At 47.7% G+C, this 20,676-nt stretch carries 23 protein-coding genes and 1 pseudogene; 23 read left to right on the forward strand and 1 reads right to left on the reverse strand.

From position 1 onward, the window contains the following. The 22 genes from spoIIIAF (at window position 1) to AC6B99_RS22305 (ending at window position 19,686) form a co-directional block, all read left to right on the forward strand. A complete protein-coding gene (gene spoIIIAF, locus AC6B99_RS22200; RefSeq protein WP_496664271.1) occupies window positions 1–783 on the forward strand; it encodes a stage III sporulation protein AF in 783 nt (260 codons plus the stop codon). Between the two features lie 23 nt (window positions 784–806). Beyond that, on the forward strand, window positions 807–1,445 hold the full coding sequence (gene spoIIIAG, locus AC6B99_RS22205) for a stage III sporulation protein AG (RefSeq protein WP_056028994.1): 639 nt from the start codon (window positions 807–809) through the stop codon (window positions 1,443–1,445). A 35-nt stretch (window positions 1,446–1,480) separates the two neighbouring features. Continuing rightward, on the forward strand, window positions 1,481–2,089 hold the full coding sequence (locus tag AC6B99_RS22210; protein ID WP_056028992.1) for a SpoIIIAH-like family protein: 609 nt from the start codon (window positions 1,481–1,483) through the stop codon (window positions 2,087–2,089). Window positions 2,090–2,225: 136 nt separating this feature from the next. After that, window positions 2,226–2,831, forward strand: a complete 606-nt coding sequence (locus AC6B99_RS22215; RefSeq protein WP_496664272.1) for an acetylglutamate kinase — start codon at window positions 2,226–2,228, stop codon at window positions 2,829–2,831. 403 nt (window positions 2,832–3,234) lie between these two features. Further along, window positions 3,235–3,735, forward strand: a complete 501-nt coding sequence (gene accB, locus AC6B99_RS22220; protein WP_046231943.1) for an acetyl-CoA carboxylase biotin carboxyl carrier protein — start codon at window positions 3,235–3,237, stop codon at window positions 3,733–3,735. A gap of 48 nt (window positions 3,736–3,783) precedes the next feature. Then, the gene (gene accC / locus AC6B99_RS22225; RefSeq protein ID WP_056028990.1) at window positions 3,784–5,169 is read left to right on the forward strand and encodes an acetyl-CoA carboxylase biotin carboxylase subunit; all 1,386 of its coding nucleotides are present in this window, start codon (window positions 3,784–3,786) and stop codon (window positions 5,167–5,169) included. A gap of 109 nt (window positions 5,170–5,278) precedes the next feature. Next, the gene (locus tag AC6B99_RS22230) at window positions 5,279–5,686 is read left to right on the forward strand and encodes an Asp23/Gls24 family envelope stress response protein (RefSeq protein WP_046231945.1); all 408 of its coding nucleotides are present in this window, start codon (window positions 5,279–5,281) and stop codon (window positions 5,684–5,686) included. 99 nt (window positions 5,687–5,785) lie between these two features. Further along, window positions 5,786–6,343: an alkaline shock response membrane anchor protein AmaP gene (gene amaP / locus AC6B99_RS22235; protein ID WP_099519842.1), complete on the forward strand. Its 558-nt coding sequence runs from the start codon at window positions 5,786–5,788 to the stop codon at window positions 6,341–6,343. Window positions 6,344–6,357: 14 nt separating this feature from the next. Further along, a complete protein-coding gene (locus AC6B99_RS22240; RefSeq protein ID WP_494858563.1) occupies window positions 6,358–6,588 on the forward strand; it encodes a DUF2273 domain-containing protein in 231 nt (76 codons plus the stop codon). A 220-nt stretch (window positions 6,589–6,808) separates the two neighbouring features. Then, the gene (gene nusB / locus AC6B99_RS22245; protein ID WP_046231948.1) at window positions 6,809–7,273 is read left to right on the forward strand and encodes a transcription antitermination factor NusB; all 465 of its coding nucleotides are present in this window, start codon (window positions 6,809–6,811) and stop codon (window positions 7,271–7,273) included. A 49-nt stretch (window positions 7,274–7,322) separates the two neighbouring features. Then, window positions 7,323–8,183, forward strand: a complete 861-nt coding sequence (gene folD, locus AC6B99_RS22250) for a bifunctional methylenetetrahydrofolate dehydrogenase/methenyltetrahydrofolate cyclohydrolase FolD (RefSeq protein WP_056028984.1) — start codon at window positions 7,323–7,325, stop codon at window positions 8,181–8,183. A 4-nt stretch (window positions 8,184–8,187) separates the two neighbouring features. Then, window positions 8,188–9,570, forward strand: a complete 1,383-nt coding sequence (gene xseA, locus AC6B99_RS22255; RefSeq protein ID WP_494858566.1) for an exodeoxyribonuclease VII large subunit — start codon at window positions 8,188–8,190, stop codon at window positions 9,568–9,570. Then, complete coding sequence (gene xseB, locus AC6B99_RS22260; RefSeq protein WP_150131581.1) at window positions 9,542–9,796, forward strand: exodeoxyribonuclease VII small subunit; 255 nt, start codon at window positions 9,542–9,544, stop codon at window positions 9,794–9,796. Before xseA ends, xseB begins: the two co-directional genes overlap by 29 nt. Before the next feature lie 3 nt (window positions 9,797–9,799). Next, complete coding sequence (locus AC6B99_RS22265) at window positions 9,800–10,714, forward strand: polyprenyl synthetase family protein (protein WP_056028980.1); 915 nt, start codon at window positions 9,800–9,802, stop codon at window positions 10,712–10,714. A gap of 115 nt (window positions 10,715–10,829) precedes the next feature. Further along, window positions 10,830–12,728: a 1-deoxy-D-xylulose-5-phosphate synthase gene (dxs, locus tag AC6B99_RS22270; RefSeq protein WP_056028978.1), complete on the forward strand. Its 1,899-nt coding sequence runs from the start codon at window positions 10,830–10,832 to the stop codon at window positions 12,726–12,728. Window positions 12,729–12,744: 16 nt separating this feature from the next. After that, window positions 12,745–13,575 (forward strand): TlyA family RNA methyltransferase, encoded by an 831-nt coding sequence (locus AC6B99_RS22275; RefSeq protein WP_056028976.1) that lies wholly within the window; start codon window positions 12,745–12,747, stop codon window positions 13,573–13,575. Between the two features lie 191 nt (window positions 13,576–13,766). Beyond that, window positions 13,767–14,219: a hypothetical protein gene (locus tag AC6B99_RS22280; protein ID WP_056028973.1), complete on the forward strand. Its 453-nt coding sequence runs from the start codon at window positions 13,767–13,769 to the stop codon at window positions 14,217–14,219. A gap of 28 nt (window positions 14,220–14,247) precedes the next feature. After that, window positions 14,248–14,700, forward strand: a complete 453-nt coding sequence (gene ahrC, locus AC6B99_RS22285; protein ID WP_046231955.1) for a transcriptional regulator AhrC/ArgR — start codon at window positions 14,248–14,250, stop codon at window positions 14,698–14,700. 32 nt (window positions 14,701–14,732) lie between these two features. Continuing rightward, entirely contained in the window at window positions 14,733–16,445 is a 1,713-nt protein-coding gene (gene recN / locus AC6B99_RS22290) for a DNA repair protein RecN (RefSeq protein ID WP_494858571.1), read from the forward strand. A gap of 123 nt (window positions 16,446–16,568) precedes the next feature. Continuing rightward, a complete protein-coding gene (gene spoIVB, locus AC6B99_RS22295) occupies window positions 16,569–17,900 on the forward strand; it encodes a SpoIVB peptidase (protein ID WP_496664273.1) in 1,332 nt (443 codons plus the stop codon). 260 nt (window positions 17,901–18,160) lie between these two features. After that, on the forward strand, window positions 18,161–18,973 hold the full coding sequence (gene spo0A / locus AC6B99_RS22300; RefSeq protein WP_496664274.1) for a sporulation transcription factor Spo0A: 813 nt from the start codon (window positions 18,161–18,163) through the stop codon (window positions 18,971–18,973). Window positions 18,974–19,416: 443 nt separating this feature from the next. After that, the gene (locus AC6B99_RS22305) at window positions 19,417–19,686 is read left to right on the forward strand and encodes a site-specific integrase (protein ID WP_056028963.1); all 270 of its coding nucleotides are present in this window, start codon (window positions 19,417–19,419) and stop codon (window positions 19,684–19,686) included. A 9-nt stretch (window positions 19,687–19,695) separates the two neighbouring features. On the opposite strand, the gene AC6B99_RS22310 is transcribed toward AC6B99_RS22305, so the two are convergent. Continuing rightward, window positions 19,696–19,959: a hypothetical protein gene (locus AC6B99_RS22310; RefSeq protein WP_496664275.1), complete on the reverse strand. Its 264-nt coding sequence runs from the start codon at window positions 19,957–19,959 to the stop codon at window positions 19,696–19,698. Between the two features lie 276 nt (window positions 19,960–20,235). On the opposite strand from AC6B99_RS22310, the pseudogene AC6B99_RS22315 reads away from it, so the two are divergent. Then, a pseudogene (locus AC6B99_RS22315) lies at window positions 20,236–20,631 on the forward strand (YheC/YheD family protein); the annotation flags it as partial. Window positions 20,632–20,676: the final 45 nt, after the last annotated feature.

The following is a 20,676-nucleotide window of genomic DNA, read 5'->3' on the forward strand; positions in this document are numbered from 1 at the left end:
ATGGTAGCTTGGCTGGGCGAGTGGCTGCGTGACATTATCGCTGTCATAATGCTCGCTGTATGCACCGAGCTGCTGCTGCCCAACAGGGCGATGCTGCGCTATGCCAGACTTGTTATCGGCCTTCTTGTTCTGCTGACGCTGCTGTCTCCACTGCTTCGCCTGCTGCAAGGCGACGTAACGGCGGGACTGAGCGCGGGCATCCAGCAATGGGAGATGAGCACGGCGCAGCGGCAGGTGAAAATGCCAACACTTGCCGACATTCAGCGTCAGGCGGAGGAGCTTAAACGCAAGCAGCAGCAGCAGGCGGCTAGCCTGACCGGCAGTACGCTTTCCAAAGCGATGGAAACCGCAATCGTTCGCTATACGGGCCAGACGGCAAGCTCGGTTGAAGTCAAACTAAAATGGATCAAGGAAGGGGATGTTGAGATGGTCGATATGGATACGGTGACAGTGACGTTTCCTCAGATGCTTCCTGAAGAAGAGGCAGCCTCGCCGAGAGGATCTCCTGCAATTGCGGATGCGAATTCAACACAGGAAGTACAGGAGGAAAATAGACAGGTCGAAGCAGTGGAGCCAGTGAGCGTTGAGGTTATGGTGCCTGAGCTGCTGGAGACTGGGCCGAATCATTCATCAGAAGCGCAGAGTGCTGCGGATGAACCGTTATGGCAGCCCGTAAACGCAGAGCTTGACAAGCAGACGAGAGCTGTGCTCGCCGAGGGCTGGGGTTTATCTCCCGAGGCCATCATTATTCGCCAGCCGGCAAGCATTCGCGGAGAAAAGTGAAGCGAAAGGAGCGATAATGACAGGTGGCGAAGTGGCTGGAGAAGCTGGAAGCGATGGCGGGCGGAGGCCCTGGGGGACCGAAGCGAGTAAAAATGCTGCGCCTCCTGCTCATTATCGGCTGTGTTGGAGCGCTGCTGATGCTGATTAATTCTTTTCTCACCTATAACAAGGTTGAGCCTTCCGTACAGGGGCAGGGGCAAAATCTGCAGTCAGTAGATGACACGGCCTGGACCAGCCCAGGCTCGCATGAAGGAGCCTCATTCGAAGCGGTGGAGCAGCCGCTGGAGGCGAGGCTGAAGGAAATTTTGGAGAAAATCGTCGGTGTTGGCGAGGTGGATGTTCTGGTCACCATTGATTCAACAGAGGAAATCGTCGTTGAACGCAACGAGAAGGAGACGCAGTCGGTTACAGACGAGAATGACAAAAACGGGGGCAAACGGCATATTACGGCGATTAACAAGGATGGCGAGGTTGTACTCGTCGAGGTGTCCGGCGATCAGAAGCCGATTATTAAAAAGACGATCAACCCGCGCATTCGCGGTGTCCTTATCGTAGCCAAGGGGGCGGAAAACGTAACCGTCAGGCGTTTAATTATAGATGCGGTCGAAAAAGGCGTAAATGTCGCGGCATCCCGCATTTCTGTTGCACCAAGGAAGCAGTAGATTAGCTTTTATACCATTTTGAGGAGGGTGTTCACATGAACACGAAAAGACAAACGATTTGGCTCGTATCGATGCTCAGCTTGATGGTGGTACTGTCCGCCTATTACTTGTTTACGCAGGATGCAAGCTCGCCAGATTTGCTGACAGACAACTCGCAGCTCGAGCAGACGGTGGGACAAGGTGCGACTGAGGCAGCGGGCAGCGGCATCGTTGTGGATGAGGTGCAGCAAGGAGCGGACAATGGAGTGAGCGAGACTGACAAAGAGGTGCTGGAGCAGTATGAGCAAGGGGGGGCCGCAACGAGCGTATTCGCCGATATTCAGGAGAAGCGGACGCAGGAAAACAACGAGGAGCTTGATAAGCTGATGGCAGATATCGCAAATACGCAGGTAGATAAAGAAAAATCCACTGAAGCGGCAAAACAGCTGTCCATGCTTGAAGAAAAAAATGTAAAGCTGACAGAGCTAGAAGAGCAGCTGATGCAAAATTATGAATCCGCCATTGTAGATGAAGAAAACAACGTTTATAAAGTCGTCGTAGCGAGCGAGAAGCTGGAGAAAAATCAAGCAGCTGATATTGTGGATCTCGTTATGAAAAAAATGGAAATCAATGCGGATCAGGTATCGGTGCAATTTGTACCTTAATTAATCGTTGCCTGAGCAGAAAATCCCGGAAGTCAGTTAAGCTGGCGCTTCCGGGATTTTTCTTATGCCCGATCGTGCACGACACTCGCCCTGCGCCTATATAATGTAAAAAAATAAAAAGGAGCTACGACACATTATGTATCGCTATTATCCTACCCATCCCCATCAAATGGCCAAATCGCTTCATCCTTCATGCTGGACATCATCCAGCATGGAATTGAACCGCAAACTGCGGACATTGTGGGTACAGCATGTGTACTGGACAAGATTGACGGTGAACAGCATTGTTGACCGCCTTGGTGACGAACAAGCAACGACGGCTAGGCTGCTAAGGAACGCTACAGACTTTGCAGCGTTGCTTGAACCTTTGTATGGCAGGGTGATTGCGGCAAAGTTTGCCGAACTGCTGAGGGAGCATCTTGTCATTGCAGCTGAACTCGTCAAGGCTCTCCAGGCTGGCGATAGCGCAGCGGCAGCGGATGCACAAAAACGCTGGTATATGAATGCAGAAGCCATTGCCGACTTCCTGGGCCAAATAAATCCTTATTGGTCCAAAGAGGAATGGAAGAGGATGCTCGATGAGCATCTTAGACTGCTTACGGGCGAAGTAGCGGCACGACTCGCAAAAAACTATGAGCAAAACGTCGCCCTAAGCGATCCCATCGAATCGCAGGCAATGGGAATGGCAGATGTCATGACGAACGGAGTTATCCGGCAGTTTCCTTCTTTATTTTCCATTTGATCCTCATGATCAAAAAAGAGCGGAGTTCAGGCTATGATTTTATTGCCTGGACTGCGTTTTTTATTGATGGGCAGTTCAATTTTTGCCTGCCTCGCCCATTATTCTTAATACAGCGACTGAAGCTATAGAGTGCTTAAAACGATTTTTACGAAGGGAACAGGCGGCTGTTTAAGGGTTATTTTATGCATTTGTAAAAAATAATTCGTGTTCCTCAGCGTTTATGATATAATGTTAAACGTTATTGTGCCCATTAATAAAAGTGAACAATGCAAGCTAAGCTACTATGCGGTTTTGCTGCCGCAAAGCTAGGCGAATGCTTACGAAGCGGTTTTGCTACCGCAAAACTAAGCGGATGCTTACGAAGCGGTTTTGCTACCGCAAAACTTTAAGGAGTGAAACATTCATGTTCAAATTGAGCGAGATTAAAGAATTGATCAAGCTGGTCGATCAAACCTCCGTTCATGAGCTGGAAATTGAAAACGAAGGGACTCGCCTGCTAATTCGCAAGCCCGGGAAAACGGAAGTCGTCAATGTGCAAGCAGCCCCGCTAACGCATACATATTCACAGCAGCCTGCTCCCGTTTACACACAGGCACCTGCTATTGAGCCAGCTTCGCAGTCTACAGCGTCTGAGACGCCTGCAGCGCGCGCTGCAAGTGAGAATTTGCACCAAATCACTTCCCCGATGGTTGGTACGTTTTACAGCTCGCCAAGCCCTGATGCTGCGGTATTCGTAAAACCAGGCGATCGCGTATCCGAGAAAAGCGTCGTTTGCATTTTGGAAGCGATGAAGCTAATGAACGAGTTGGAAGCGGAAGTGCGCGGCGAAATCGTCGAAGTGCTTGTAACGAATGGCCAATTGGTGGAATACGGGCAGCCGCTATTTCTGGTGAAGCCGGAATAACAGCATTGCTCCTTCTGGGAGAACTAGCCATTTGAAAGGAGTAACAATGTGAATTTCCAAAAAATCCTTATTGCCAACCGCGGCGAAATCGCCGTGCGTATTATTCGGGCTTGCCGCGAACTCGGCATTGCAAGCGTAGCCGTTTATTCGGAGGCGGATCGCGATTCGCTCCATGTGCGCCTTGCAGATGAAGCTTATTGCATCGGTCCTACTTTGTCGAAGGACAGCTATCTGAATTTAACGAACCTGATGAGCGTTGCTACTATAACGGAATGCGATGCGATTCACCCAGGCTATGGCTTCCTTGCTGAAAATGCGAATTTTGCGGAGCTTTGCGAATCGTGCAACATTACGTTTATAGGGCCTTCGCCTGAGGCGATTAGCAAAATGGGCGACAAGGCGGTAGCCAAGCAAACGATGCAGCAGGCGAACGTTCCGGTTATCCCCGGCTCTGAAGGCCTCATTGAGACAATGGAAGAAGCGGTTGAAGTTGCACGTCAGATCGGCTATCCCGTTATTATTAAAGCGACAGCAGGCGGCGGCGGCAAAGGCATCCGTATTGCTGACAGCGAGGAAATGCTCGTTCAGCAAATTACGACGGCGCAGCAGGAAGCTCAGAAAGCTTTCGGCAATGCAGGCGTCTATTTAGAAAAATATTTGACAGGCATGAAGCATGTCGAAGTTCAAATAATGGCGGACAAGCATGGCAATGCTGTACATCTTTTTGAACGCGATTGCTCGGTTCAGCGTCGTCGCCAGAAATTGGTCGAAGAAGCGCCTTGTCCAGTTTTGTCTCCTGAGCTTCGTGAAGCGATGGGACAAGCGGCTGTTCGCGCAGCGCTTTCCGTTCAATATTCAGGTGCAGGTACGCTTGAATTTTTGCTTGGGCCGGACGGCCAGTTTTATTTTATGGAAATGAATACTCGGATTCAGGTCGAGCATCCCGTTACAGAAATGATAACGAATGTCGATCTGATAAAAGAGATGATTTCCGTAGCAGAAGGCAATCCTCTTTCCTTTAAGCAGGAAGATCTTGCGATTAATGGCTGGTCGATAGAGTGCCGGATTAATGCCGAGGATTCCGAGCGCAATTTTATGCCGTCTCCTGGACACATTCCGTTCTATCTGGCGCCGGGCGGTACGGGCGTGCGGGTCGACAGCGCGGTTTATCCGGGTTATACGATTTCGCCGCATTACGACTCTATGATTGCCAAGCTGATCGTTTGGGGAAGAACGCGTGAGGAAGCGATTGCCCGCATGAAGCGAGCTTTGTCTGAATTCGCGATTGAAGGCATAAAAACAACGATTCCTTTCCATCAAAAACTGTTGGAGCATCCAAAGTTTATTGAAGGAAATTTTGATATCAAGTTCCTCGAGGAATATGATGTTTTCCATCCAGAGCAGGCTGCGGCAAAAGCTGGGGACAATCTGTAATGGTTTGTCATATTTCATGGCGAATGATATAGTATAGAAATAAGATGCGGAAGCTTTACCCGTCCGATGCAGGGCGGGACGCGCAACTTTAGGGAGGTGTAAAGCTATCATGAGTACAACAGCAACGGAGTATGAGAAAACGGACATTGGCGTTATTCAAATCGCACCCGAGGTTATTGAAGTCATTGCTGGACTGGCTACAGTTGAGGTGCCTGGTGTAGCTGGCATGAGCGGCGGTTTCGCAGGTGGAATCGCAGAGATGCTTGGCCGTAAAAATTTGTCTAAAGGCGTTAAAGTTGATGTTGGACAGCGTGAGGCGGCGATTGATGTATCCATTATTGTGGAATATGGCAACCGCATTCCAGAAATCGCTTCGGAAATTCAGCGTAATGTGAAACGTTCGATTGAAACGATGACAGGTCTTCATGTTATTGAAGTGAACGTACATATTCACGATGTTCATTTCAAAGCTGCTGAGAAGCCGGTAGAGGAAGACCAACTGCTGCGCGTCAAGTAATAACTGCATGGAAGAGAATTGACTATAACCCCCTCGTGATCGGCATGCCGCTCGGCGCAAGGGGGTTTTCATTCGGTCTGCCCGGAGGAGGCATTTGCATTGTTTAGAATTGTGGACAAGCTGCTATTGTTTATTTATAGCATCGTAATCGGTGCCGCTTCCATTATGATCGCATGTATTGGCTTTAATTGGATTTCGAAGCGAGCGCTTCTTACGGCTTTAGACCGCATGTTTGAGCAGCCATCGATTCAGATTTCCGTTATGATTGCTGGGATTGTATTGTTTTTGCTCAGCTTGAGATTTTTTATTGTTTCCTTGCATCGAGGTTCTGCAGCTCCGCCTTCAATTGATCAACGGACAGATTTTGGCGACATTCGCATTTCCATTGAAACGATTGAAAATCTAGCTCTCAAAGCAGCTTCCAAGCGTCGCGGGGTTAAAGATTTGCGTGCGCGCATTCGTACTTCCGACTCTGGCCTTGACATTGTGCTTCGCGTGTTTGTTGATGGAGAAAGCTCAATCCCAACGCTCACGGAAGAGATTCAGCTTGCTGTCAAAAGCCATATTGAGGATATTACAGGGATACCGGTTTCAAATGTGACGGTATTTGTGGCGAATGTCATTCAGACAGGCATGTACAAGAGTCGCGTGGAATAGAGGTGGGCTAGCGGATGTGGAGGGAATTTTGGGTTCATTACGGAAAGCGGACAATTGGCGCAGCAGCAGGACTCTTTTTTGGCTTCGTGTATTTGTTTGCAGGTTTTTGGGATATGCTGGTTTTTATGCTGCTCATTTCAATTGGGTATTGGATAGGCAAAAAGAAAGACTTGCGGCAGGATCCGGCCGCTCCATGGCAGCAAGTGTGGAGCGTACTAATGGAAAGATTTCGCCCGTTTAGATAATCCTGTGGTCTCCTCCGTTCTCCGGAAGCCGGATTGCCGGTTGTTCGAGGCAGGGAGGAGATCATAGGTTTTTTTGAAGTTCTAAGGCTTTATAAGTGAAATGCTTATAATGGGCTTCTATTTTACCGCGAAATAGGCTTTGTCGATATGTTAAGGGCGAAAACCGTTTACGCTAGCAATAATAAATTTCAGTAAGCAGTGCAACTGCTTTGGAGGTCCCATGAAACGTAGATTAGCGAGAGAAATTGCAGTATCAAGTTTGTACCAGATGGAAATGAATGAAGTTACTGCTGACGAAGCGGTAGACATGCTTCTTGAAGAGGCGCATTCTGCCAACGAAATCGGCGCGGAGCCAGGGGATATTGGCAATACGGATGATGATTTTGTAAGACAGCTTGTGATGGGCGTCGCGGAGCGCAAAGCGGCGATTGACGACATGCTGCAGGATCATTTGACTGGCTGGCAGGTAGACCGGCTGTCTCGGGTAGACCGCCAGGTTTTGCGTCTGGCTTGTTTTGAGATGGTATTCAGCAACGATGTACCGCCGAAAGCGGTTATAAATGAAGCAATTGAACTCGCTAAGCATTTTGGCACGGAAGAGTCTGGCAAGTTCGTAAATGGCGTGTTAGGCAAGCTGATTAGCGGACTTGAGCAACTGAAAGCCGAGCCTGATCATACAAACTAGGAAACCGCCGGCACAGAAGGCCGGTCGGCAAGAAGGGGAGCGACACATTATGAGCGCACATATCATTTTAGGCAAACAGATTTCGGATCTTATTCGTGAGGAAATTGGGGCAGATACAGCTTCGCTTAAAGAAAAGGGTGTTGTTCCGGGTCTTGCAGTTGTATTGGTTGGAGATGATCCTGCTTCTAAAGTATACGTCGGTTCTAAGGAAAAAGCCTGCCAGCAGCTGGGGTTATATTCCGAGGTTCACCGACTGGCTGAATCGGCATCGGAAGAGGAAGTTTTGGCGCTGATCGCCAAGCTTAATGTTCAGGATACCATTAATGGTATTTTGGTGCAGCTGCCGCTGCCTAAACATATTAACGAGAAAGCCGTTATCGACGCGATTCGCGTGGAAAAGGACGTAGACGGCTTCCATCCGGAAAGTGTGGGTAATCTCGTAATAGGCGATGACAGCTTGCTGCCATGTACGCCAGCGGGCGTTATTGAACTGATTAAACGCAGCGGCGTTAATATTGCAGGCAAGCATGCCGTTGTCATTGGAAGAAGCAATATTGTCGGAAAGCCTGTCGCAATGCTGCTGCTTAGAGAGCATGCCACGGTGACGATTTGCCATTCCAAAACAGCCAACATGGAAGAGATCGCAAAGCAGGCGGACATTCTTGTCGTAGCCATTGGCAAAGCGAAAGCGATTGACAGCAAGTTTGTGAAGCCAGGAGCAGTCGTTATTGATGTTGGCATTAACCGTTTGCCTGATGGCAAGCTGGCGGGCGATGTGGATTACGAGGATTGCCTAGAAACAGCTGGTTATATTACGCCAGTACCGGGCGGCGTTGGTCCGATGACGATTACGATGCTGATCCAGAACACGATTAAGGCAGCCAAACGCGCAAACGGAATCGGAGAGTAAGGCGATGAAAGAACAGCCGCGGGTTTATTCGATAAAGGACATTAACCGATATATCCGGATGAAAATGGACTCGGACGCTGTGCTTGGCGATGTATGGCTGCGCGGAGAAATATCTAATTTTACGCATCATTCCAGCGGCCATATGTATTTTACACTCAAGGATAAAGACAGTCGGTTGAAATGCGTCATGTTTGCATCGCATAACCAGCGGCTGCCTTTTATTCCTCGTGAAGGCGCTAAAGTGATGGCGCGCGGAAACATTTCTGTCTATGAGCGGGATGGCAACTATCAATTTTATGTTTCTGCCATGCAGCCAGATGGTATTGGGAGCTTGTACCTCGCTTTCGAGCAGCTGAAGAGCAAGCTGGAGGAAGAAGGGCTGTTTGCCGCTGAGCGCAAACGCCCGATTCCACGCTTTCCTGGGGCGATCGGTCTGATTACTTCGCCGACAGGGGCAGCAGTCCGCGATATGATGATTACGCTGCAGCGCCGCTATCCTGCTGCGCGTATTTATGTTTATCCGGTTTTAGTGCAAGGAGCGCAAGCAGCACCTTCCATTTCACATGCAATAGAAGCAATGAACCGTTTTGGAGAAATCGACGTATTAATTGTAGGGCGCGGCGGCGGCTCGCTTGAAGAGCTCTGGGCGTTTAATGAAGAGCAGGTAGCGCGCAGCATAGCGGCATCCGCTATTCCAATCATTAGCGCCGTCGGCCATGAGACCGATTACACGATTGCTGACTTCGTTGCAGACTTGCGGGCGGCGACGCCTACGGCAGCGGCCGAGCTGGCTGTACCGCATGCAGCCGAGCTGGAGAAGCATTTAAGCAGGCAGCGCCAGCAATTGGAGCAATCGCTGCGCCAGGTCATTCGCAGCCGCAAGGAGCAGCTTGCGCGTGTGCGCCGTTCGCCATTTTTTCTTTATCCTCGCAAATATTTGCTGGAGCAGGCGCAGCGTCTTGATCTGCTGGAGGAACGCTTGCGCCAGCGGACGCAAAAGGCAGCACACCGCGGGCGAAGCAGGCTGGAGCGTTTGCAAGCGACGCTTGCCGGGCATCATCCAGGGCAGCGCGTGCAGTTTGCGGCAAGCAGGCTCAAAGGAACTTCGAAACGGCTGGAACAGATTATCCAGCAAACGCTGCAGGAGAAGCAGCTTAAGCTTCATAGCTCCATACGCCAGCTTGATGCGCTTAGTCCGCTGAAGGTAATGGCGAGAGGATACGGGTTAGTTTATGAAGAATCGGAGCAGCGCTTGGTCAAGTCAGTAGCAGATGTGAAGGCAGGGGATACCGTAAAGGTTAAACTAGCAGATGGGCAGATGACCTGCGAAGTATCGTCGTTGGAAGGAGAGAGCAGCAGTGGCAAAAAAGGAAGCAGCCGAGCTTAGTTTTGAACAGGCAATGGAGCAGCTTGACACGATTGTAGAAAAGCTTGAAAACGGCGATGTTCCGCTGGAAACAGCGATTGATCTATTTCAAGAGGGCATGCGTCTGTCGAAGCTGTGCAGTGGCAAGCTGGAGCAGGTGGAGCAGAAGATCGAGACACTTATTGAGACAGAGCAGGGCTTTCAGAAAAAAACGTTTGCTCCACCGAGCGAAGACAAAGGAGAATAACGCTTGAGCGACACGGTTTTGGTAAAATCCTATTTGGCGCAATGCGCCGCCATCGTAGAACAAGCACTGACCGAAGTGCTGCCTGCGCAGTGGCAGGTTCCGGATAAGCTCCGTGAATCCATGATGTATTCCCTTGAAGCAGGTGGAAAACGCTTGCGGCCCGCTCTTGTGCTTGCAGTAGCTGAGGCTATTAGCGGTAATGAAGATACGGTGAGCAAAGCTTTGCCTGTTGCATGCGCAATTGAATGCATACATACGTACTCCTTAATCCATGATGATTTGCCAGCGATGGATGATGACGATTACCGCCGCGGCAAGCTCACGAATCATAAGGTGTACGGAGAGGCGATGGCGATTTTGGCTGGTGACGCGCTGCTGACCCATGCGTTTCATTTAATTCCTAAAGCGGCTAAAGCTGGTGGTGTCAGTGCACAGGTTGCACTCGATATCGTGGAAGATTTGGCAATGCTTGCCGGAGCCAGAGGCATGGTTGGCGGGCAAGTAGCAGATATGCTGGGTGAGCAGGGCATCACGTCGCTTGCAGAGCTTGAATATATTCATTTGCACAAAACCGGAGATTTGGTTGTGTTCTCTGTTACAGCTGGCGCACGTATTGGCGGTGCTACAGAAGCGCAAATCAAGCTGCTCGAGCAATATGGCCGCAATATTGGGCTGGCTTTTCAAATTCAAGATGACATTCTAGATTTGATTGGCGATGAGAGCAAGCTTGGCAAGAAGACGAACAGCGATGTCGAGCAACAAAAAGTAACCTATCCCTATCTGATGGGGCTTGAGGAGAGCAAGGCTCAAGTAGAGCGTTTGACGCAGGACGCGAAGTCGGCTGTGCTTGATGCAGGACTTGCAGCACCGGACAGACTGCTGCAAATCGCCGATTATCTGGTGCAGAGGGATCATTAATTCGCTCTAATGCCTTGGGGATTGGGAAAAAAACAATGCCTATGTTATAATAGTTTAAATATTTTGACGTCTATTGAACAGTGAAGGCTGCTGTTCGCGAAAGCGAGGAAGTACTGTGCTGCTTGAACATATAAACGGGCCTCAGGATTTAAAAGGGTTATCCAAGAAAGAGCTGGAGCAGCTTGCAAGCGAAGTGCGCCAGTTTCTCATTGAGAAGCTTTCCGTTACGGGTGGTCACCTTGCTTCCAATCTGGGAGTTGTGGAGCTAACGCTCGTTCTGCATTATTTATTTGACAGCCCGAATGACAAATTTGTATTTGATGTAGGCCATCAATCTTATGTGCATAAAATTTTAACAGGGCGCATGGATCGCTTCGATTCGTTGCGTCAATATAAAGGCATGTGCGGGTTTGTGAAACGCGACGAGAGCGAGCACGATGTGTGGGAAGCTGGACATAGCAGCACATCGCTGTCTGCAGCAATCGGCATGGCGATGGCGCGAGATTTTAAAGGCGAAGACAATCGTGTCGTAGCCGTCATTGGCGACGGAGCCTTGACTGGCGGCATGGCCTTCGAGGCGCTTAATCATATCGGCCATGAAAAGAAGAAAATGATTGTCGTGCTGAACGACAATGAGATGTCTATTGCGCCAAATGTCGGCGCGATGCATCAATATTTGGGCAAAATTCGCTCAGACCGCCATTACCAGAAAGCGAAGGAAGAGCTGCAGCATTTCTTGAACAAAATTCCTGCTGTCGGCGGGAAGCTGGCCAAGACGGCAGAAAAGTTTAAAGACAGCCTGAAATATTTGCTCGTAACGGGCATTCTTTTTGAACAATTCGGTCTTACTTATTTAGGACCGGTTGACGGGCATGATATGGAGCAGTTGCTTGATATTTTCCGTCAGGCTGATTCAGTTCCAGGCCCTGTTCTTGTGCATGTCGTGACGGTGAAGGGGAAAGGCTACTCTCCTGCTGAAGCAGATTCCCATAAATGGCATGGCATCTCCCCCTACAAAATCGAATCAGGTCAGGTCGTCAAGGCCGTTGGCTCGCCTATGTATACGCAAGTATTTGGCGATGTGCTGATTGAGCTCGCAGAGAAGGATAAGCGTATCGTAGCGGTTACACCTGCTATGCCGGGTGGATCGGGATTAATGGAATTCGCAGCGCGTTTTCCAGGCCGCATGATCGACGTAGGTATTGCCGAGCAGCACGCGGCGACGATGTCTGCAGCACTTGCGATCGAAGGAATGAAGCCGGTATTTGCCGTTTATTCTACCTTCCTGCAAAGGGCTTATGATCAGGTTGTGCATGATATTTGCCGCCAGAACCTGAATGTTATTTTTGCTATCGACCGTGCAGGCTTTGTAGGTCCCGATGGAGAAACCCATCATGGCGTGTATGATATTCCCTTCCTGCGCCATGTGCCGAATCTGGTCTTAATGATGCCTAAGGATGAAAATGAGCTTCGCCGGATGATGAAGACGGCGGTTGATTATAATGATGGTCCGATTGCAGTCCGTTATCCGCGGATCAATGGACTTGGCGTAACGATTGATGCTGAGCTTCTGCCGCTGCCTATAGGCTCATGGGAGACGGTTCGCGAAGGCGATTCAGCCGTTATTATTGCTATTGGCCCCATGCTTCAAGTGGCGGAAGAAGCAGCGGATCTGCTGAAGCGCGACGGCATGAATGTCCGCATTGTAAACGCACGTTTTATTAAGCCGATGGATGAGAAAATGCTTCTGTCACTTGCGAATGAAGGTAAAAACATCATCGTGCTGGAAGAAGGCGCGGAGCTTGGCGGCTTGGGCAGTGCGATTCTTGAATTTTATTCGCTGCGCGGCATTTATGGTTTGCCGATTCGTATCGTTGGTATTCCGGACCAGTTTATTGAACATGGTTCCATTAAAGAACAGCGCGCTGAAGTTGGCCTGACGGGCGAACGGATAGCAGCTGAGCTTAAAAACATGCATCCTCGCAGTAAAATGCGCGTAACCGGACAGCATTAGAAGGCTAGGTAAAAGAATGACGACACCTAAAGAACGAATAGATGTGCTGCTCGTCGAGCGCGGTTTTTATGAAAGCAGGGAGAAGGCGAAGAAAGCGCTAATGGCAGGCCTTGTTCTGGTGGATAACGAACCGATCGACAAGAGCGGAATGAAAGTTGCCCGCACGGCGGATATTAAAGTAAAAGGGGCTATTCATGCCTATGTCAGTCGTGGGGGCTTAAAGCTGGAGAAGGCCATTCGCGCCTTTGAGCTGGATCTCGTTGGACGTACGATGCTGGACATTGGTGCTTCAACAGGCGGCTTTACAGATTGCGCTTTGCAAAATGGAGCGGAATACGTCTATGCCATTGACGTCGGCTATAATCAGCTGGATTGGTCGCTTCGCCAAGACCCACGCGTGAACGTCATGGAGCGTGTTAACTTCCGTTATATGAAGCCTGAGGAACTGCTTGGGCCCAAGCCTACTTTTGCTACCATTGATGTTTCGTTTATCTCATTGAAGCTCATTTTGCCTGCACTTTCGGGATTGATTGATCCGGGCTCAGGCGTGATGGCATTGATCAAACCGCAATTTGAGGCAGGGCGCGATAAAGTAGGGAAATCAGGTGTTATAAGGGATTCGAAGGTGCATGCAGAGGTGCTGAGGCATGTAACGCTGGCGGCCGCTGAGATGGGTTATACGCTGCGTGATCTTTCCTTTTCTCCTATTACAGGCGGAGAAGGCAATATTGAATTTTTGGCTTACTGGATTTGGGAAAACCAGCCTAATCAGCAGGTTCCCGATGATGCGGCAATTATGGAGCTCGTCAAGCAGGCGAGCGGCACCTTTTCCGCTGAAAAACAGTAGCAAGCTGCGAGGGGAATGCCTGCATCGCTAAGGCGATCGGGTGTTCCCCTATTTTTTGCTTTACAGAGTTGGGTCTTTTTTGATACACTGAACTCAACCAAACATGCGTTCGCTTTATAAACATTGACAGGAATATGCACCCTCCATCTCGAACCATTACATATATGGATGTTTTGGATGGAGGGTTGCATATGGACAAATACGGTGACTGGTTAATTATGCTAGTTGCCTCAGCCTTGTTAATCCTGTGGTTGTTTCGATTGTTTCATCGCTGGCTTCATGAGCCAGCCTCCTTCAACCGCTTGAAGCTTGGTAAAGGTGTCCCGCTTGATCCGAATGATGAGAACATTTTGTTTCTTGAACAGAGTGGCTATCATGTCGTCTCAGGCAAACACCGAATTCCCATTCAGATTGACCTGGATGGCCAAGAACTGGACAGCCGTTTGTATATTGATTATATTGCAGAACTTGACGGAGAGTTATACATCGTGAAGACTGCAAGGGATCGTATGCCGATGGATTGGACGGGAAGCGGAATAAGAGACAGGCTGCTTGTATACGCGTTGTTGCTGCCGAAATGCCAGGGCATCCTGTTTATTAATGTGAAGGAACGCTCCATTAGAAAAGTTGTTTTTCAGTTGTAGAATAGCATGTTTGGGAGGCGCTTTATTTATGAAAGGGATACGTCAATTTAAAATCAAGGAAATAATTACGAATCAGGTTGTGGAGACGCAGGAGGAGCTAGTTGAAGCGCTTCGCAATACCGGATTGCAGGTAACACAAGCTACAGTATCACGTGATATTAAGGAGCTAATGCTCATTAAAGTTCCAGCAGAGGATGGCCGATACAGATATTCATTGCCGCAGGAGAAACAACGGATCAATCCGATTCACAAGCTCAAGCGGGCACTGCTCGATCACTTCGTGAACATCGATTTCACAGACAATCTTGTCGTAATGAAGTGTTTGCCGGGCACAGCCAATACGATCTGCGCGCTGCTGGACAATATGGAGTGGCAGGAAGTAATGGGAACCATTTGCGGAGATGATACGATTTTGATCATTTGCCGCACGAAAGCTCAAAGCAATGAGGTTGTAGAAAGGTTGCTGGAGCTGTTGAACTAAACTAACATACCAATTTTAGGAGGCATCAGTTTATGTTGCGAGAGCTGTCCATTCGAAATTTAGCTGTAGTTGAGCAGGTGACGGTTTCGTTCCACCATGGCTTTCATGTTTTGACGGGGGAGACGGGAGCGGGTAAATCCATCATTATTGACGCGCTTAGCTTAATTGTTGGAGGACGAGGCTCCGCAGATATGGTCAGGTATGGCTGTCAGAAGGCGGAAATGGATGCGATGTTTGATTTGCCGCGGATGCATCCCGTATGGCATGTGCTGGAGAGACTAGGGGTAGAGGCATCACATGACGAGATGCTCGTCATTCGTCGTGAGCTCACTTCCCAAGGCAAAAGCAGCAGCCGAGTGAATGGACAGCTGGTTACTATGACGATGCTTCGTGAAATTGGAGAATGCTTAGTTAATATTCATGGTCAGCATGAGCATCAATCTTTACTGCGCACAGAGAGGCATTTGGAATGGCTTGACATGTTCGCAGGTGACCTGCTCATTGAGCGCAAGCAGACTTATAAAGCGGTATATAAAGAGCTGCAGCAGGCAAGAGCGGCGCTGCGTGAGCTTGAAGATTCAGCACGCCATAATGTGCAAATGCTGGACTTGTACCGTTTTCAAATCGAAGAAATTTCAAACGCCCAGCTCAAGGTCGGAGAAGATGAAAGCCTGGCTGAAGAGAAACGCAAGCTGCAATTCGCCAGCAAACGGATGGACAATGTAACCGAAGCATATTCTTTATTGTATGGCGATGCTGGCTTGGATGCTTTAAACAAAGCGATTATTAAGCTTTCGGATATTCAGACATATGATCCCACTATTGTTGGGCCATTGCTTGAACAGCTCCAATCGGCATATTATCAAGCTGAGGATGCCGCTTTTCAACTTAGAGATTACAGAGATACCATTGAATCAGATCCAGAGCAGCTTGCGACTATCGAAGATCGTCTCGATCTCATTCATGGTTTGAAACGCAAATATGGCGAGAGCATTGAGGATATTCTCGTTTATTATAAAAGCATCGTCGTGGAACGCGACAAGATCGAAAACCGCGATGACTATTTAGAAAAACTGCGTAATAGCGAAGCAACGTTGTATAAGTCAGCACTTGAACTTGCTGAGGAGTTGTCCAAGCTGCGCAATCATGCATCTACACGATTGGCTGAGTCCATTGAGCGCGAGCTGCGTCAACTGCAAATGCCTAACACGATTTTTTCTGTACAAATGGACATAATCAAGCAGCACGATCAAAAGGAAACCGCTGTTGTGCTTAATAGCAATGGCTGTGACGAAGCGGTATTTATGCTGGCTCCGAACCCTGGAGAGCCGCTTAAGCCATTGAATAAAATCGCATCAGGCGGCGAGATGTCGCGCGTTATGCTGGCTCTGAAAGCGATATTTGCTGAGCATGACCAAATTCCAGTACTCGTATTTGACGAGGTGGATACAGGTGTTAGCGGACGTGCAGCTCAATCGATTGCGGAGAAGCTTTCCCAACTATCGCGTCGTTGCCAAATTTTCTCGATCACGCATTTACCGCAAGTAGCTTGTATGGCTGATCACCATTATGAAATTCGCAAGCAAGTCGTTAATCAACGTACAGCTACCTCCATTAAAGAAATTATGAGCAATACCCGAATAGAGGAGCTAGCCCGCATGTTGGGCGGGGTTGAAGTGACCGAGAAAACGAGACATCATGCACAAGAAATGCTTGATTTGGCATTGCGGCAGAAAGGAGCCTAATGGAGGGCATTAAGGGAAGTTTTTTGTGGTCATAAAACGGTGGGGGCGGGGTAACTTAAAGGTACGCCAATGGCGATTAATCCTTTATCGTCATGCGATGGAATTACAGGGAGCGTGAAATCATTGAACTCCAGCAAGAGGAAGAGATGGTTCGGTCTGGTTCTCGTGATTTTGATTTGCATGGTAGGCTTCTCCACACCGTTTCAGCACTTAGCCTCAATCCCGAATGAACTGCGTTTGTTCACTGGCCAATCGAAACGATTACAATATGGAGTTCCTGTTCATGCTCAAGTTACGGTGGACCCGCGTATGCTTCAAGTGAATGGCTCATCGACCCGGTCTTTATCAGTCAATTTGAACGAACCGCTATCCTTACATTCGCAGCAAAGCGGCGAGACGAGGATGAAAGTGAAATTATTCGGTAAAATTCCTTTCAAGACGGTGAAAGTCAATGTTGTACCTGATTTAAAGGTCATTCCTGGTGGTCAAACCATTGGGGTCAAGGTGAAGTCAGCCGGAATTTTAGTCGTCGGTCATCATCAAGTGACTAGTCAGAATGGCAGTAAACAATCTCCAGGTGAGCTCGCAGGATTGCGTCTGGGCGATTTAATCGTCAAGATCAATGGTCAAAAGGTTTCTGAAGTTAGGAAAGTTGCAGAGCTCGTTGATCATGCAGGCAACAACAAGAAAGCGCTTGATATTGTATATAAGCGAGGCGGGCATTTAGGCAAAACCGTTTTGAATCCTTCTTATGATGCTGAGGATCGAACGTGGCGGCTAGGGCTTTATATACGCGACTCAGCTGCCGGTGTAGGCACACTGACGTTTTATGCCCCTGATCAGGGCGTTTACGGCGCGCTTGGACATGTCATTACAGATATGGACACGCAAACAGCTATTGAAGTTGGTGATGGCCAAATTCTTCAATCCAGCGTAACGTCGATTAACAAAAGCCAAAATGGCGAGCCAGGCGAAAAAAGGGCCCATTTTGTGAAGGAAAGTAAAGTGCTGGGCAATGTGGAACGAAACACCCCATTTGGCATTTTTGGCAAAATGAAAGAAAATCCTACCCACAGCTATAACAGCAATGCGATGCCGGTTGCTTTTGCTGAGGAAGTAGCTGAAGGCACCGCTCAAATTTATACCGTAGTAAATGGTCAAAAGGTTGAGAAATTTGATATTGAAATTGCTCATGTTATGAAGCAGAACAGTCCGGCAACTAAAGGAATGGTTATTAAAATAACGGACAAGCGTCTGCTTGATAAAACAGGTGGCATTGTACAAGGTATGTCGGGCAGCCCCATCATTCAAAATGGCAAGCTGGTTGGAGCGGTGACCCATGTGTTCGTAAATGACCCTACATCGGGTTATGGATGTTTCATTGAATGGATGCTTCAAGATGCAGGGGTGTTATTAAAATCTACATTGCAGCAAGGCAGTCAAACAGCAGCATAAAAACAACCGCCAGCGGCAGGGAGCGAATACGCTGCAGGCGGTTGTTTTACTTTTGTTGGACACCTTCTTTTGTCGAAACTCAGCGAAACGAAGCGCTAATTGTAAATAAATAATCAGTATAACGGTATTGCGAAAAAAAATAAAGAAAAATAATTTTCGACAGAAGGAATTTATATCAGCGTGTCGAAAATGTTACTCAAGACAACTAGGGGAAGGTTCAAGAGTGAAAATTGGATTATCATTTGAGGGAGGATAATATCTTGCAAAAAATTGATGTATTATTGGCAGATGACAACAGAGAATTTACTAATTTGTTATCGGAATACATATCCGATCAAAGTGATATGAATGTGAGTGGTGTAGCGTATAACGGTGAAGAAGTGCTGAGGCACTTGGAAGAATCCCGTAAAATACCGGATGTACTCATTCTTGATATTATTATGCCTCATTTGGACGGACTTGGCGTTTTGGAGCGCTTGCGGGAAATGAATATCTCGCCAATGCCTAAAATCATTATGTTGACCGCCTTTGGTCAAGAAAATATTACACAAAAAGCAGTTCAATTGGGTGCTTCTTATTATAATCTTAAGCCATTTGATATGGATATTTTGGCTAACCGGATTCGCCAGCTGTTCGGGAATTCTTCGTACTCGGCATCATCTTCTTACAATTCGAGTTCGTCAACAGTGAAATCGAATGTTGTTCCGCTTGCTAAAGGCAAAAATCTGGATGCCAATATTACAAGTATCATTCATGAAATTGGCGTGCCTGCTCATATTAAAGGCTACCAGTATTTGCGCGAAGCTATCACAATGGTGTATAACAATATCGAAATTTTGGGTGCGATTACAAAAACGCTATATCCAGCAATCGCCGAAAAATTCAAAACGACACCTTCCCGCGTCGAACGAGCGATTCGCCACGCTATTGAAGTCGCTTGGACGCGCGGCAACATCGACAGCATCAGCCACCTGTTTGGCTATACGATTAATATTAGCAAGTCGAAACCAACGAACTCTGAATTTATCGCGATGGTTGCAGATAAGCTGCGGATTGAGCATAAGGTGAGTTAATTGCTGTTGTATCAAGGGTTTGAGAGTGTCAATGTCAAAAACAGGGATGGCTATAAATATCCGAAAATGGGTAATTTGAGCCGATAAACTTTTGAATAGCAAACCAACTGATACCACTTATTTATTGTTTCTTCGAAACCAATAAATAAGTGGTATTTCTTATGATCGATTTTGACTTTCAACTGGATAATTTCATGCTTTACTGTTCATCCAAAAACCTTTCGCGTAAAACCTTGGCAAGTTATGAGCAGACGTTAAAGCTGTTCGGAAAGTACTTGCTTGAAGAATTCCAGATGAAGATGTTAAAAAAGTTCAGTCGGGTCATGTTCGACAATACATCAAGTATGTTCGTGAGAGGAGCAAGTGCGCACTCGTAAACAATGCTGAGTCAAAAGACAAAAACCACCCAGAGAATCGCACCGACTACAAAAAAAGAAGTGTCAATGACAACCATTGCAAATTACGTTCGCAACATCAAAGTGTTTTTCAATTATCTTTACGAGGTCGAACGCGAGATACCGAAGAATCCAGTCGAAAGCGTAGAGAACCCAAAGGTTCAGCGGAAGGTCAAGAAAATTTTGACGGCAGAAGAAATCAAGAAGGGTGGCTACATCGACTACGCCGTAACAGATTTGGATCGCACTCATCGCATGCTGTTTGCTCGTGCTGGTGAAGCTGGACACGGACCGAAAAATGCCTCTAGCTTCATGTAGATCAATATACTACTCAGGATTGAATTGCTTCGTTAACCGAAATAATGCGGCCGAAAGTGGGTGACTCGCTGCTTGATTGGGTTTACGCAGGATTGTCCGATTCAAATCGGGAATATCCCTGATACGCCGTTTATAGGCGATCTGATTAACGATTGGAACGATAATCAACATTCCGTTTTCGATGTGGAGGATGTCCTTCTGTAGTAAATCCAACAGTTTTTTTGCCGCTAGGATGTTTGCCGTTTCGTCTTCTTGTACCCCCGCCGTTATCATGACTGTATTTCCCACGGAGTTAACCTTGATAATGTAATGTGCGTTTCGAACTTAGTGCCTTTTGCTAGTTGATGAGTCGATATTTGCATTTGCAGAAGTCACCTACTCAGATATAGTGACTAATGTACACACCAATCAGCCCCTATGCTACGGACATTAGCACAAGCAGCCTTTAGTAAAGGCACATACTTTGATACGGATACTCATTATGTAAAAGGGGTCGGCTGAATATGGTTGGACTTATAATTAAAAAAGAATGTAAGCAAATCGTTACAAAACAAGTACAAAATGGTCTATGTCAAGCCAAATAGGGGAACTGGTGGCAAGGGCATCATAGGTGTGGAAATGCTAGGGCAAGGTTCTTATAAATACCAACTAAATACTGTCACAAGGACGTTCAACTCCATTAATAGTATGACTAGTTCCATCCATAAGAAAACGAAAAGCGAAAAATATGTCATTCAATATGGAATCTATTTACTGCGGCACAACAACCGACTTTTTGACCTTAGGATTATGGTGCAGAAAAACCCAAGAGGCAAATGGGAAACGACAGGTGTGATCGGTCGATTAGGCCATCCGAAAAAGATTGTAACTAACGTTTGCCAGGGCGGTAACTCCAAACCAATTGATGTACTGCTAAAAAAGCACATAACCGATGTTACTGAATAGACCAAACGGTCAGTAAGTTATTGATCTCCACTGTTAGAGTCTTAA

The sequence above is a fragment of the Paenibacillus liaoningensis genome, assembly GCF_059609455.1.

What these genes read in the sequence shown, in the direction of transcription:
- AC6B99_RS22230 (WP_046231945.1), top strand. Translation starts at nt 5,279, where the DNA reads ATGAGTACAACAGCAACGGAGTATGAGAAAACGGACATTGGCGTTATT.
- AC6B99_RS22210 (WP_056028992.1), top strand. Translation starts at nt 1,481, where the DNA reads ATGAACACGAAAAGACAAACGATTTGGCTCGTATCGATGCTCAGCTTG.
- AC6B99_RS22215 (WP_496664272.1), top strand. Translation starts at nt 2,226, where the DNA reads ATGTATCGCTATTATCCTACCCATCCCCATCAAATGGCCAAATCGCTT.
- ahrC (WP_046231955.1), top strand. Translation starts at nt 14,248, where the DNA reads ATGAAAGGGATACGTCAATTTAAAATCAAGGAAATAATTACGAATCAG.
- AC6B99_RS22305 (WP_056028963.1), top strand. Translation starts at nt 19,417, where the DNA reads ATGACAACCATTGCAAATTACGTTCGCAACATCAAAGTGTTTTTCAAT.
- AC6B99_RS22275 (WP_056028976.1), top strand. Translation starts at nt 12,745, where the DNA reads ATGACGACACCTAAAGAACGAATAGATGTGCTGCTCGTCGAGCGCGGT.
- accB (WP_046231943.1), top strand. Translation starts at nt 3,235, where the DNA reads ATGTTCAAATTGAGCGAGATTAAAGAATTGATCAAGCTGGTCGATCAA.
- AC6B99_RS22310 (WP_496664275.1), bottom strand. Translation starts at nt 19,959, where the DNA reads ATGATAACGGCGGGGGTACAAGAAGACGAAACGGCAAACATCCTAGCG.
- folD (WP_056028984.1), top strand. Translation starts at nt 7,323, where the DNA reads ATGAGCGCACATATCATTTTAGGCAAACAGATTTCGGATCTTATTCGT.
- xseA (WP_494858566.1), top strand. Translation starts at nt 8,188, where the DNA reads ATGAAAGAACAGCCGCGGGTTTATTCGATAAAGGACATTAACCGATAT.
- AC6B99_RS22280 (WP_056028973.1), top strand. Translation starts at nt 13,767, where the DNA reads ATGGACAAATACGGTGACTGGTTAATTATGCTAGTTGCCTCAGCCTTG.
- nusB (WP_046231948.1), top strand. Translation starts at nt 6,809, where the DNA reads ATGAAACGTAGATTAGCGAGAGAAATTGCAGTATCAAGTTTGTACCAG.
- AC6B99_RS22240 (WP_494858563.1), top strand. Translation starts at nt 6,358, where the DNA reads ATGTGGAGGGAATTTTGGGTTCATTACGGAAAGCGGACAATTGGCGCA.
- recN (WP_494858571.1), top strand. Translation starts at nt 14,733, where the DNA reads ATGTTGCGAGAGCTGTCCATTCGAAATTTAGCTGTAGTTGAGCAGGTG.
- spoIIIAF (WP_496664271.1), top strand. Translation starts at nt 1, where the DNA reads ATGGTAGCTTGGCTGGGCGAGTGGCTGCGTGACATTATCGCTGTCATA.